Origin of the sequence: Micromonospora sp. NPDC053740 (genome assembly GCF_040677775.1) — a bacterium.
Taxonomy (GTDB): domain Bacteria; phylum Actinomycetota; class Actinomycetes; order Mycobacteriales; family Micromonosporaceae; genus Micromonospora; species Micromonospora alfalfae.
In genome coordinates, this window is record NZ_JBFASO010000002.1 from 411,127 (window position 1) to 423,766 (window position 12,640).

At 71.5% G+C, this 12,640-nt stretch carries 13 protein-coding genes and 1 tRNA gene; 1 reads left to right on the forward strand and 13 read right to left on the reverse strand.

Annotated elements, in window-relative coordinates:
* Window positions 1–43: 43 nt before the first annotated feature.
* Together AB0K35_RS06500 and AB0K35_RS06505 are read right to left on the reverse strand one after the other, a co-directional pair.
* The gene (locus AB0K35_RS06500; protein WP_363884064.1) at window positions 44–340 is read right to left on the reverse strand and encodes a hypothetical protein; all 297 of its coding nucleotides are present in this window, start codon (window positions 338–340) and stop codon (window positions 44–46) included.
* 167 nt (window positions 341–507) lie between these two features.
* Window positions 508–591 (reverse strand) — tRNA-Tyr (locus AB0K35_RS06505).
* A gap of 147 nt (window positions 592–738) precedes the next feature.
* Between AB0K35_RS06505 and AB0K35_RS06510 the strand changes: the two genes are divergently transcribed.
* Window positions 739–1,233 (forward strand): YajQ family cyclic di-GMP-binding protein, encoded by a 495-nt coding sequence (locus AB0K35_RS06510; protein WP_091402478.1) that lies wholly within the window; start codon window positions 739–741, stop codon window positions 1,231–1,233.
* 123 nt (window positions 1,234–1,356) lie between these two features.
* Here AB0K35_RS06510 and AB0K35_RS06515 read toward each other — a convergent pair whose 3' ends face one another.
* From AB0K35_RS06515 to AB0K35_RS06565, 11 genes are all read right to left on the reverse strand, one after another.
* Entirely contained in the window at window positions 1,357–2,109 is a 753-nt protein-coding gene (locus AB0K35_RS06515) for a DUF1028 domain-containing protein (RefSeq protein ID WP_363884066.1), read from the reverse strand.
* A 322-nt stretch (window positions 2,110–2,431) separates the two neighbouring features.
* The gene (locus AB0K35_RS06520) at window positions 2,432–2,821 is read right to left on the reverse strand and encodes a hypothetical protein (RefSeq protein WP_238667503.1); all 390 of its coding nucleotides are present in this window, start codon (window positions 2,819–2,821) and stop codon (window positions 2,432–2,434) included.
* A 26-nt stretch (window positions 2,822–2,847) separates the two neighbouring features.
* A complete protein-coding gene (locus tag AB0K35_RS06525) occupies window positions 2,848–3,375 on the reverse strand; it encodes a dihydrofolate reductase family protein (protein WP_363884068.1) in 528 nt (175 codons plus the stop codon).
* A gap of 213 nt (window positions 3,376–3,588) precedes the next feature.
* A complete protein-coding gene (locus tag AB0K35_RS06530; RefSeq protein WP_363884070.1) occupies window positions 3,589–4,848 on the reverse strand; it encodes an MFS transporter in 1,260 nt (419 codons plus the stop codon).
* A gap of 146 nt (window positions 4,849–4,994) precedes the next feature.
* Window positions 4,995–5,870 (reverse strand): zinc metalloprotease HtpX, encoded by an 876-nt coding sequence (htpX, locus tag AB0K35_RS06535; protein WP_124858758.1) that lies wholly within the window; start codon window positions 5,868–5,870, stop codon window positions 4,995–4,997.
* Window positions 5,871–5,985: 115 nt separating this feature from the next.
* Window positions 5,986–7,485, reverse strand: a complete 1,500-nt coding sequence (locus AB0K35_RS06540; protein WP_238667500.1) for a proton-conducting transporter membrane subunit — start codon at window positions 7,483–7,485, stop codon at window positions 5,986–5,988.
* Window positions 7,482–8,990 (reverse strand): NADH-quinone oxidoreductase subunit M, encoded by a 1,509-nt coding sequence (locus AB0K35_RS06545; protein ID WP_238667499.1) that lies wholly within the window; start codon window positions 8,988–8,990, stop codon window positions 7,482–7,484. The genes AB0K35_RS06540 and AB0K35_RS06545 overlap by 4 nt, the downstream gene beginning before the upstream one ends.
* Before the next feature lie 114 nt (window positions 8,991–9,104).
* Window positions 9,105–11,036 (reverse strand): NADH-quinone oxidoreductase subunit L, encoded by a 1,932-nt coding sequence (locus AB0K35_RS06550; protein ID WP_363884073.1) that lies wholly within the window; start codon window positions 11,034–11,036, stop codon window positions 9,105–9,107.
* Window positions 11,033–11,395 (reverse strand): NADH-quinone oxidoreductase subunit NuoK, encoded by a 363-nt coding sequence (nuoK, locus tag AB0K35_RS06555; protein ID WP_238667497.1) that lies wholly within the window; start codon window positions 11,393–11,395, stop codon window positions 11,033–11,035. The genes AB0K35_RS06550 and nuoK overlap by 4 nt, the downstream gene beginning before the upstream one ends.
* On the reverse strand, window positions 11,392–11,952 hold the full coding sequence (locus tag AB0K35_RS06560) for an NADH-quinone oxidoreductase subunit J (RefSeq protein ID WP_238667496.1): 561 nt from the start codon (window positions 11,950–11,952) through the stop codon (window positions 11,392–11,394). Before AB0K35_RS06560 ends, nuoK begins: the two co-directional genes overlap by 4 nt.
* 25 nt (window positions 11,953–11,977) lie before the next feature.
* Window positions 11,978–12,574 carry an NADH-quinone oxidoreductase subunit I gene (locus tag AB0K35_RS06565; RefSeq protein ID WP_238667495.1) on the reverse strand — a complete coding sequence of 199 codons (597 nt, stop codon included), beginning with the start codon at window positions 12,572–12,574 and terminating at the stop codon, window positions 11,978–11,980.
* Window positions 12,575–12,640: the final 66 nt, after the last annotated feature.

The window sequence follows — 12,640 nt, forward strand, 5'->3', positions numbered from 1 at the left end:
ACGTGATCGAGATGCTGGGGAGTAGGTCCAACAGATGGCTGACCTACCGCCAGGTGATTGGGCCGGGGACACCGGCCTCCGCGGCAGCGATCGCATCATCAACCGTATGGAAGCCCTGAGAGTCTGGCCAGAAGGACTGCCCTCCAACAGGCCACCCTGGCCGATACCTCACGTAGTAGAGCCGGCCCTCCGGGTTCAGCTGCGGAGACTCATCTTCGTCGAGGTCGTTGTCAGCCTCTCCGACGGCGTGCCAGAAGTCGTAGTCGAGCATCACTACGCAGACCGCCGTGGGAGTGACCCCACCGTAGATCCAGTGGCCCGTTGCCACGATTGTCTCCACCCGACGAGCGTAGGGCGGCATTCGGACATCTCTCAAACGCGCTACCAGCGGCAAGATCGACCTGCCCACCATCTGCCCACAACCAGTCGTCAACGGCTGGACTCGGCCGGACAAACGACAACGGCCCCTGATCAGCATCTCTGCTGGTCAGGGGCTGTGTCTGCACCTGGTGGCGGGTAGAGGATTCGAACCTCTGAAGCTTTCGCGACGGATTTACAGTCCGCTCCCATTGGCCGCTCGGGCAACCCGCCAGGGCACCCCACCGCGTCGTAACGCGGCGGCGGAAGCAAGGATAGCGGCTCCCCCCGGCACCTACGCAACCGGGTACGGTCAGGGGGTCGTGCCGCTGGTCGGCGGCCGACGGCAGGCCCAGACCGCCGGACAGCAGGAGCAGAAACATGGCAGCGAACCCGTCGTTCGACATCGTGAGCAAGGTTGACCGTCAGGAGGTCGACAACGCCCTTCGGCAGGCGGAGAAGGAGCTTGCGACGCGGTTCGACTTCCGCGGCACCGGCGCTGAGATCTCCTGGTCTGGCGAGGAGGCGATCGGTCTTCAGGCGGAGACCGAGGAGCGCGTCCGCGCCGCACTGGACGTGTTCAAGGAGAAGCTCGTCAAGCGGAACATCTCGCTGAAGTCGCTGGATGCCGGGGAGCCGCGCCCGTCGGGCAAGATCTTCAAGATTGACTGCAAGGTGATCCAGGGCATCGAGACGGACAAGGCCAAGGCGATCAGCAAGAAGATCCGCGAAGAGGGCCCCAAGGGCGTGCAGGCGCAGATCCAGGGCGACCAACTGCGCGTGACCGGCAAGAAGCGCGACGACCTGCAGGCGGTCATCTCGCTGCTCAAGGGCGAGGACTTCGGAGTCGCCCTCCAGTTCAACAACTACAGGTAGGACGGCGACCGCCGCTCAAGCCGTCGCCGACCAGCCGGGGCTCTACGACATCGAAGTCAGGCAGGCGCGGGGCCTGGCTGGGTGCGGCGAGACCGGGGACCGCTGGATGCATCGGACGCCTACTCACAGGGCTTCGTCGGTTCCCGGCGTTGCTGTCTGCTGGTGGACGGCGTTTGCCGGTGTCCTGCCCACCATCTGCGCCCCGAGCGCCTGCCGGGCGGCTTCGCCCATGGGATCGTCGCGGGTCGGCATCCCGCGGATGGTCGGTAGCACCTCTTCCCGAAAGACGCCGTGCAGCCGGTGCAGTTCCCGCGCCGGATGCTCGGCGTCGTCGACTCGCACGTCCCAGAGCGGGTACGGCTGATCCCCGATCACCACGACGGTCGCCGAACGCGCGCCGTGCCGGTCACCGCCGGCCTCCTCGCCGGCCCCGATGGCCAGGACGAGCCGCTCCGCCAGGTCGAGTTCCGCACTCTCCTCGAACACTCGGATGATCTCCGCGAGGGTCTGCGGGCCTACCAGGCGGTTGCCCTGCACCGCGTAACCCGGCCCGGTGCGGTGTCCGGCCCAGCCCTTTGTGCGGGAGCCGGTGAAGGCGTACGAGCGGCCGTGGTGATCGACCATGCCGACCTGCCGCACCTCCCGGCCCGGGTCATGGGCCAGCAGCTCGGTCAGGACCTCCTGCGGCGGGCGGCCCTCGTCGAGCAACGGCAGGCCGTGATAGGCCAGAAACGGATTGGGGGTGGCCTGGGTCGCCACCGCACCGCCGCCCGACTGGACGTGTGCGACGAGCTTGCCGACCGCAGGTCTGGCTGTCAGGGCTCCCACCCCCAGCTGGCCGGTACGCCGGCACCGTGCGGCGATCGAGAAGGTCACGCCTGGGAGGTACCCGGACCTACTCCCGGCATGCCCGGAGGCCGCCTGGTTGCCGTCGCCCGGGCACCTCGGCTTGCGCGCCATCCGCTCGCCAGCGTCGACCTCACCCGAGCCGACGTCATCCGCTCGGGCCGGCGCCGTCCCTCAGACCGGCATCAACCATCCGAGTCGACGTCACCGCCCGAGCCGGCATCAACCGCCCGGGCCGGCGTCGGCCGCCTGGCAAGCGAACCGGGACAACCGCCAGACCGAGGAGGCGCGGCCCGGTCGAGGTCACCGTCGACGCGGTGGTCGTCGCCCTGCGCGTCGGCTCGCCCGCTGGTCAGGCTGATTCCGCACGGAGTCCGTCGACCACGAGTGCGTGGACAGAGCGCAGCACGGCCGCTTCCTGCTCGTGGCCCACGTCGCCGGCGACAGCTGCCCAGTGCGCGGCGCACTGGGCAGCCAGCTCCCATTGTCTGCGCGACAGCTTGACGGCGACTTCCTCGTCGTCGGTCGGCCAGTTCCCCGAGCCGGCGACACCGGGGGTCCAATGCGCGATCTGATCCCATCCCGCTTCGCGGATGCCTGACCCTGTCTGCACGAGCTGGTGAGGATCGCCGCTCTCCGCCGCAACGCTGACCTCGCTGTCGACCGCGCCATCCAGGTGGCGCCACTGCCGGGTGGTCATGCGCAGGCCGAAGGCTCGATCTGGGTCGTCGACGTGTTCCATGTGGCTCACCCCATCCGTACGCGGGCTCAGTAGACGACGCGGTACCAGTGCTCGGTCTCGCCGGGCAGCGACTCCAACCTCACTTTGGTGCCGCCGGGGTGGTCGAACATGCGGACCCCGTCGCCGAGCAGGACCGGGGCGAAGAACATGAGGACCTCGTCGAGCAGCCCGGCCTCGATGCACTGCTTGGCGACGTTGGCGCCGAGGATGTTGACATACCGGTCCCCGGCGGCCTCCTTGGCCTGGGCGACGGCGGTGTGCAGGTCACCGACGAACGTGACGTCCGCGGGTGGCTCGGCCGGTGGCCGGTGGGTGAGGACGAACACCGGCCCGTGGTACTGGCCGCCGAACGCGCCTTCGCTGTCGGTGCCACGGTTCGGGTCGTCGCCGCCGAATGTGCCGTTGCCGGCCAGGATCGCGCCGACGTTGTTGAGCAGGCGCTCCGCCGTCGGGTTTTCGCCGCCCAGGTGGTCGCTCAGCCACGACATGTCGCCGCCGGGGCCGGCGATGTAGCCGTCGAGCGACGCCGTCGCCGAATATAGAAGCTTGGCCATGAGCCCAGGGTAGGCGGACGGCACTCGGGTTCCTGGAAGTCGGGGCGTCCGCCGCGCAGGGACACCCCGACTTCCAGGAACCCGAGTGGATCAAGCGCGCACGGCCGCCACGTGGATCAAGCGCGCACGGCCGCCGGGTGGATCAGGCGGCACGGCCGCCGGGTGGATCAAGCCGACCGGAAGCCGCACTGAAGACAGGCAAAAGCGAGCAGGTCAGACCGGGACGGGGTGTTCGGCGCGTACCGCTGCGGTTTCCGCGCGGGCGATGGGCCCGGCGGGTAGTGCGGCGACCGCGGCCCCGATGGCGACCGCCGCCCCGGCGAACAGGAACGCCCAGCGGACACCGCCGGCGTGGTCCACGATCACGCCGGCCAGCGAGCCGCCGGCGGCGCTCGCCGCCACCGCGACGGTGACCACCCAGGTGTACGCCTCGTTCAACATGCCGGTCGGGGCGATCCGGCCGACCAGGGTGTTCTCCAGGGTCAGCGCGGGCGCGATGGTGGCCCCACCGGCGACCAGCGCGACGCCCAGCGCGAGCGGGGTGGGCATCACCGCGAACACGGCGAAGGTGGCGGCCAGCGCGGCGAGCAGCAGGGCGAACTGCCGGGTCATGTTCGGTGCTGGCTTGCGGACGCCGAACCAGAGCCCACCGAGGGCGCTGCCGACTCCCCAGACCGCGAGCAGGACGCCGGCGAGGCTCTCCGGGTCGCCGGTGGAGTGGTCGCTGGCGAACGCCGGGACGATCACACCGGCGGCCCCGAATGCAATGCCCAGGCCGGCGACGCAGATCAGCAGGGCCGGGAAGCCGGGGACCCTCAGTGGGCCGAGCCCACGGGCGTGGTGTTCCTGTGGGTGCGGACGCCAGCCGCGCATGACCCGGCCGAGGGCCACGGCGGTGGTGCCGACCAGTGTGACCACTGCCGCGCCGATCAGCGCGGCCGCCGCGTCGGCGACGAGGACGAAGCCGGCGACGAGCAGTGGGCCGAGGACGAAGACGATTTCGAACAGCGTGGTCTCGGCGGCGAGCGCTGTGTTGCGGAGGTGGTATCGGCCGGAGTTGGGACCGGTCAGGTCGTTCCATGCGCCTCGGATGGCGGCGCTGAGCGGCGGGTAGGTGGCGCCAGCCACGCCTGCGGTCAGGTAGATGACGGGGAGCGCGTCGTCGCCGGAGCGGCTGGCCAGCAGCAGCCCGATGAGTGCCAGCGGGTGGGCCACGGCGGTGAGCAGCAGGACGGGGCTGGGGCCGATCCGGTCGGCGATCCGTCCGGCCACCGGGCTGAGCGCGGCCCCGGCGAGGGCGTAGATGCCACCGGCGATGGCGGCCAGCGAGTAGCGCCCGGTCACCTGCTCGACGACCAGGAGCAGCGCCAGCGGGGTCATGCCGATTCCGAGCCGCCCAATGATGCCGGTGATCAGCAGCATGGGCGCGCCGGGGATCCGCCAGACACCCAGGTACTGACGCAGCGCGGACACCGTGAACCTCCCGAGGATGTAACGAGCGTGAGCCGTTATGACCCTAACGCCGCTGCCTGACAGGAGGACAGCGGAATAGTCTCCGACACAGCGATCCGCCCGTACCCGGCGCGGCCGGGTACGGGCGGAGGCGGTGGATCAGCGGGTCAGCGCTGGAACTGCACCGGCCCCGAGTTGCGGGCCATCTGCTCCAGCCGGGCGACGCGGTCCTCCATCTTCGGGTGGGTGGAGAAGAGCGCCGCCATGCCGCCGCCCCGGAACGGGTTGGCGATCATGAGGTGGGCGGTGCTGGTGAGCTGGCCCTGAGCCGGCAACGGCCGACGTCGGGCGACCGCGTCGATCTTGCGGAGCGCGCTGGCCAGGGCCAGCGGGTCGCGGCTCAGCTCAGCGCCGGAGGCGTCCGCCTGGAACTCGCGGCTCCGGCTGATCGCCAACTGGATCACAGTGGCGGCGATCGGGCCCAGGATCAGGGTGAGCAGCAGCACAGCCGGGTTGGGTCGGTCCTCGTCGTCCCCGCCGCCCAGCGGAATGAAGAAGGCGAGGTTCGCCAGCAGGGTGATGATGCTGGCCAGGCCGGCCGCCACGCTGGAGATCAGGATGTCCCGGTTGTAGACGTGGGACAGTTCGTGCCCGATCACGCCGCGCAGCTCACGGTAGTCGAGGATCTCGGTGATGCCCTGGGTCACGCAGACCGCCGCGTGCTGCGGATTGCGACCGGTGGCGAACGCGTTGGGCTGCGCGGTGGGGCTGACGTAGAGCCGCGGCATCGGCTGCCGGGCGTCGGTGGCCAACTCCCGGACCATCCGGTACAGCTCGGGGAACTGTGCCTCGGTGACCGGTTGCGCCCCCATCGAGCGGAGTGCGAGCTTGTCGGAGTAGAAGTAGGTGACGCCGTTCATGACCAGAGACACGACGACGGCGATGACCAGGCCGCCGCTGCCGCCGAACCAGTAGCCCACCGCCAGGATCAGGGCGCTGAGCAGGCCAAGCAGCGCTGCGGTCTTCAGACGGTTGTGGTGCACGATGTCTCCTTCGGTGCACGGATCGCCGGGATCCGCTGACCGGTGTAACAACCCGGTACCCACCAACCATCCGTCTCAACGCTGAGAGTTGACTGAGACCGAAGCCCAGGTGGGGTCAGCGACCGGCCAGGTCGAGCACCAACTGCGGGGCGACGCCGAGCACCACGGCGGCCACCGTCGCCACCGCGAGCACCACCGCCACCACACCCACCACGGGTACGCCCGACGCTCCGCCACCGGCGAGCGCCGCGGCCGGGCCGGGCGTCGTGCTCGGCGCCCAGAGCGCGGCGGTCACCCGCAGGTAGTAGGCGAGCCCGATCACGGCGTTCAGCGCCACCACCAGCGCCAGCCAGGCCGCGCCACCGTCCAGCAGCGCCCGGACCACCGTCACCTTCGCGAACAGGCCTGCCAGCCCCGGCGGCAGACCAGCCAGACCCACCAGCGCGAGACCGAACGCCGCAGCCCGCCACGGGTGCCGCCGGGCTGCCCCGCGCAGGTCGTCCAGCGTGCCCCCGTCCGCACCCGCCGGCCGCAGCGCTGTCACCCCGGCGAACGCGGCCAGCTCCAACACCACGAAGAACACGGCGTACGCCAGGGCGGCCGCGTACGCGGCGGACAGTGCCTCGTCAGTGCGTCCGGCGGCCAGCGCCAACGCTCCCAACGGCGCGAGGATGTACCCGGCCTGCGCGACTGACGACCAGGCGAGCAGCCGGACGGTCCGCCGCTGACGCAGGGCGACCAGGTTGCCGACGGTCATGGTGAGCACGGCGAGCAGAGCCAGCACCGGACCGGTCTGGTCCGCCGGCAGCGCCCGTTGCACAACGGCGAGCAGGGCGACCAGGCCGCCCAGCTTCGACGCGGTGGACAGGTACGCGGCCACCGGCAGCGGCGCGCCGTCGTAGGTGGCCGGCGCCCAGGCGTGGAACGGCACCGCCGCCACCTTGAAGGCCAGACCGACCAGCAGCACCGCCACCGCGGCTGTGGTCAACGGCAGGTCCCGCAGCTCCGGCTGCGCGGCGAGCAACGCGCCGAGCCGGTCCAGGTGCAGCCCACCGGTCACCGCGTACAGCAGCGCCGCGCCGAGCAGGGTCAGCGTGGTCGCCACCACGCTGACCACGAAGAAGGTCACCGCCGCCTCGGCGCTCGCGAGGCTCCCCCGGCGCAGGCCGACCAGCACGTACAGCGGCAGGGTCAGCGTCTCCAGCGCGACGATCAGCGTGATCAGGTCGCCGGCCGCGCCGAGCACCACACCGCCGGTCATCGAGCACGCCAACAGGAAGGCATACTCCCCGGTCGGTGACCGTCCGGCCAGCAGCGCGGGCACCGACAGCCCGAGCACGCCCAGCGTCAGCAGCGCGACCACCACGCCGACCACTGCCGCCCGACCGCCGAAGATCCAGGAACAGTCGGCGCCCACACAGAACGTCCGCCGCTCGGCACTCATCCCGACCAGCGCGGAGCCGACGGCGGTGCCGAGCGCGCCGAGCGCGGCCACGGCGATGGTGGCCCGTGGCCGGGCCACGAGCAGGTCGGTGATGAGCACGAGCACGGCCGTGCCGGCGGCCAGGTAGGCCGGCAGCAGCGCGACGCTGTCCACGCTCTGCACGACGTTCATGGCTTGACCACCCCGATCAGGGCGTCGACAGGGGCCTCAGCGACGCCGAGGACCAGAGTCGGCGCCAGCCCGATGGCCAACGCGAGCAACACCAGCGGCACCCAGGCGGTCAACTCCGCACCGGCCAGACCGGGGCCGACCCGACCGACGGCGGGGCTCGGCCGGTTGTGGGTGACCTGACGCAACAACCGCAGGAAGTACGCGGCGGTGAGCGCCCCACCGACCGCCGCCAGCACCCCGAGGGTGGTCCAGAGCGGACCGCCCACCTGCACTGCGGCGATCACCGCGAACGCCTCACCCCAGAAACCGGCCAGCCCGGGCAGGCCCAGCGACGCGATCGCCGCGAACGCGAGCAGACCCGCCAACCGGGGCGAGGTCTCCCGCAACCCGGACAGCTCGGCGAGGGTACCCGTGCCGGTACGGTCCTTCACCGCCCCGGCCAGGAAGAACAGCAGGCCGGTGATCACCCCGTGCGCGACGTTGCCGATCAACGCCGCCTGGATGCCGGTGGCGGTCAGCGTGGCGACGCCCAGCAGCACGAAGCCCATGTGCCCCACGCTTGAGTACGCGATGAGCCGCTTCACCTCCGACTGGGCCAGGCAGACCAGCGATCCGATCAGGATCGCGGCGACGGCGAGCACGCCGAGCACCGGCGCCGCCCAACGGGCGCCCTCCGGCGCCACCCCCACCGCGACCCTTATCAGGCCGTACGTGCCCATCTTGAGCAGCACACCGGCCAACACGACACTGCCCACAGTGGGTGCCTGGGTGTGCGCATCAGGCAGCCAGGAGTGCAACGGCCACAGCGGGCTCTTCACCGCGAACGCCAACGCGAGCAGTGTGAACGCTGCCAACTGGGTACCCCGGGACATCCCCGCGCCACCGGTCAACGTCACCAGGTCGGCGGTGCCGGCGGCGGCGACCACCACGTACACGCCGACCAGCAGCAACACCGAACCGAACAGCGTGTAGAGCGCGAACTTCCGGGCCGCCCGACGCCGCTCCGCGCCACCCCAGCCGGCGATGATCGCGTACATCGGCAGCAGGACGACCTCGAAGAAGAGGAAGAACAACACCAGGTCCAGGGCGAGGAAGGTGCCCAGGATGCCCACCTCGACCACCAGCAGCAGCGCGACGAGCGCCCGGCCGCTGCCGCCGTCCGGAACCCGCCACATCGTGTACGCGCAGCAGAGCAACGTGAGCAGCGCGGTCAACACCACCAGCGGCCAGGAGATGCCGTCGACGCCGAGGTGGAAGCGCAACTCCAGACCGGGCACCCACTGAAGGTCCAGTTGGTGCCACGGGCGCACCGCCGGCTCGTTGCCCGACCAGGCGACCCAGCCCCGACCGCCGAACACCAGCGGCACCGCGGCCAACAGGGTCAACGCCGCCGCGACAGTGCCGACCAGCCGGGCCACCCGGTCCCGGGGCGTCGCCGCCACCGCAACCGCACCCAGCGCCGGCACCGCCAGCACCGCGACCAGCAACCCCTGCCCAAGCGTCATCGGACCGCCTCTGTTCGCGACTGCGGGGCTCGCAAACCCGGCTCACTCCTCGCGCTCACCGGACCGCCTCTGTTCGCGACTGCGGGGCTCGCAAACCCGGCTCACTCCTCGCGCTCACCGGTTGACTCCCACCAGTGCGGCGGCCAGGCCGATCAGCAGCGCGCCGGCCAGTACACCGGCGGCGGCCCGGGGCAGCGCCGCGCGGTGCAGCGCGGCCAGCCCCGCGCCCAGACCGGACGCGGCTCGCCCGCTGCCCTCGACAGCGCCGTCCACCACCACCTCGTCACCCGTTCGCGCGGCACGGGCCAGCGCGCGGACCGGGCGTACGACAAGGGTGTGCTGGACGTCGTCGAGCCGGAACGCGCGGGCGAAGACCGGCCGCAGCGGACCCAGCGCGGCCGCCGGGTCGGCGGCCCTGTCGCGCCGCCAGCCCAGCAGCACCAGCGCGGCGCCGAACAGCAGGAAAGCAAGCGGCAGCAGCACCCCCGACCCCAGGTGGACCAGGCCGTCCTCGGAGCCCGCCACCGGGACGGTGGGGAACCGCAGACGGTCGGCGAACGCCCCGACGAACCCGACCAGACCGAGCAGCGCGGCCGGCACGGCCAGCAGCAGCACCGGCCAGCGCAGCACCGCCGGCGGGTCGTGCGGCTGGACCAGGGGCAGGCGCGGTGCGCCGAAGAAGGCGCGCAACAGCAGCCGACCTGCGTACCAGGCGGTGACCGCCACGCCGACCAGCCCGGCGATCCAGACGATCCAGCCGACCCAGGACGGGGCCGGGCCGGTGCCCTCCAGCGCGGCCGACTCGGCGACAGTCAGCACGCCGTCCTTGCTCCAGAAACCGGCCAACGGCGGCACCCCCGCCAGGGCGCCCAGGCCCACCACGGTGCACCAGAACGTCACAGGCATGCTGCGCCGCAGCCCGCCCATCTCCGACATCAGCGTGGTGCCGACGGCGTGGATCACCGCGCCGGCGGCGAGGAACAGCAGCGCCTTGAAGGCGGCATGGGTGAGCAGGTGGAACAGCGCTGCCGACGGTGAACCGACCGCCAGCGCGCCGGTCATGTAACCCAACTGGGACACCGTCGACCAGGCCAGCACGCGTTTGATGTCGTCCTGGGCGGTGGCGGCGAGCGCGCCGAGCAGCAGCGTGACCGCGCCGAGCACCCCCAGCACTGTCAGCGTCACCGGCGCGGCAGTGAACAGCGGGTAGAGCCGGGCCACCGCGTACACCCCGGCGGCGACCATCGTCGCGGCGTGGATCAGCGCGGAGATCGGGGTCGGGCCGGCCATCGCGTCCGGCAGCCAGGTGTGCAGCGGGAACTGAGCGCTCTTGCCCGCCACACCGGCGAGCAGCAGCAGGCCAGCGGCGGTCAAGGTCGCGCCGGAGTGGTCGTGGGCGAGCACGTCGGCAATCCGGAAGCTGCCCGTCGACACACCCAGCAGCGCGATGCCGAGGAGGAACCCCACGTCGCCGACCCGGGTCACCAGGAACGCCTTCATGGCCGCGGCGGGGGCGCCGGCCAGTCGGCGGTCGTGGGCGATCAGCAGGTACGAGCAGAGGCCCATCACCTCCCAGCCGACCAACAACATGATCAGGTCCCCGGCGACCACCACCAGCAACATGGCACCGGTGAAGAGGCTGATCTGGGCGGCGTAGGGCGGGTAGCGGTGATCCACGTCGACGTCGTCGTGCGGACCGCGCCGCAGGTAACCGATCGAGTAGACCTGCACGGCCAGGGCGACAGCGGTGACCGCCACCGCGACCAGTGCGGCGGCCCCGTCCAGCCGTACGCCGAGGGTCACCGCCAGCCCACCGAAGTCGACCCAGGTGGCCGACGTCTCCATCGGCCCGTCGACAGTGAGCAGCAGCGCGACGGCCAGCGCCAGCGCACCGGCCGCACCGGCGACGCCGAGCGTCACGGCGGCCGTCCGGGCGCGGTCGCCGCCGGTCGCGCTGTCGCGCCGAGGGGCCGGTGGCAGCAGCAGCCCGAGCAGCCCGGCGACCAGCGGTACGGCGGGCAGCAGCGCCCCGAGCAGCCCGGTCACCGGACCGCCTCCGAGTCTCCGACGGCCGGCTCGCGCCCACCGACGGGATCCGGCGACTCGGTCAGCGGCACGTCATCCACCGCGACTGTCGCCCGCAGCCGGTAGAGCTGAAGGACGATCGCCAACCCCACCCCGATCTCGGCGGCGGCCAGGACGATGACGAACAGCGCGAAGACCTGCCCCGAGTGCGGCAGCACGGCGCGGGCCGTGGTGTCCGCGGTGACCAGGATCAGGTTGACCGCGTTGAGCATCAACTCGACAGACATCAGCACAAGCACCGCGTTGCGGCGGCGCAGTACGCCGTACACGCCGAGGCCGAACAGCAGCGCGGCGGTGACGTACGGGATGACCGGCCTCACCGGCGACCCCCGGGCTCGCTGTCGACCAGGTCGGCCGCCCGGCCGTCGCGTTGCGGGGCGGCTCGGCCGATGTCCGGGCGGGACAGCACGATCGCGCCCACCAGGGCGGCGAGCAGCAGCACCGAGAGCACCTCGAACGGCAGCACCCAGGATTGGAAGATCTGCTCGCCCAACCGCTCGGCGGTGCCGGCGTGCGGCAGTGTGACAGTGCTCCAGCGGTACGCGTCGACAAGCAGGGCCGTCAGCCCCAGCCCGGCGCCGCCACCGATCAGCGCGGCCGGCCAGCCAGGCCGGTCCAGGTCGTCGGAAGCGCCGATCGGGGCCCGGGTCAGCATCACCGCGAACAACAGCAGCACCACCACCGCGCCCACGTAGATCAGCACCTGCACCCAGGCCACCAGCTCGGCGCTGAGCACCAGGAAGTCACCGGCCAACGCGCCAAGGCACACCACCAGGTAGAGCCCGGCCCGGACCAGGTGCTTCGTGGTCACCACCAGCACGCCGGCACCCACCGCCACCGCGCCGAGGGCGACCAGCAGCACATCCGCGCCGGTCACCGCGGCGCCCTTCCGGCTCGGGCGCTCACGACGCCGGATCCTGGTCGGCGTCGGGACGTACCGCTGGCGGAGCGGGACGGGAGGCGGCCGCCTTGCGCGCGGCGGACGTCTCCTCCTTGGCCGGCTCGCCGTTCGGGTCGTGCGCGGGCGGCGGCGGAACGGTGGCCATCCACTGACCGAGGTGGTCCTTGTCGTGCAGCAGGTCCTTGATGTCGTACTCGGCGTACTCGAACTCCGGTGACCAGTAGAGCGCGTCGAACGGGCAGACCTCGATGCAGATGCCGCAGTACATGCAGAGCGAAAAGTCGATGTCGAACTTGTCGAGCACGTTGCGCTGGCGGGGGCGGGCGGCGCCGGGCACCACCACCTCCTCCTTGTGCGAGTCGATGTAGATGCACCAGTCCGGACACTCGCGGGCGCAGAGCATGCAGACAGTGCAGTTCTCCTCGGACAGCGCGATCACACCACGCGAGCGCGGCGGCAGATCAGGAGCCGTGTCCGGGTACTGCTGGGTGGTCGAACGGCTGGTCATCGTCTTGAGGGTGACCGCCAGCCCCTTCACCAGGCCCGCGCCGGGAAGGCCGCGTTCGCCGGTGGCACCGCGCTCGCTGGGGTCACTCATGTCGACCATCCTGCCCTGTGGCCACGGCGCGCGCGACCACCACCCACAGGTCTACGGCCCTAGGGC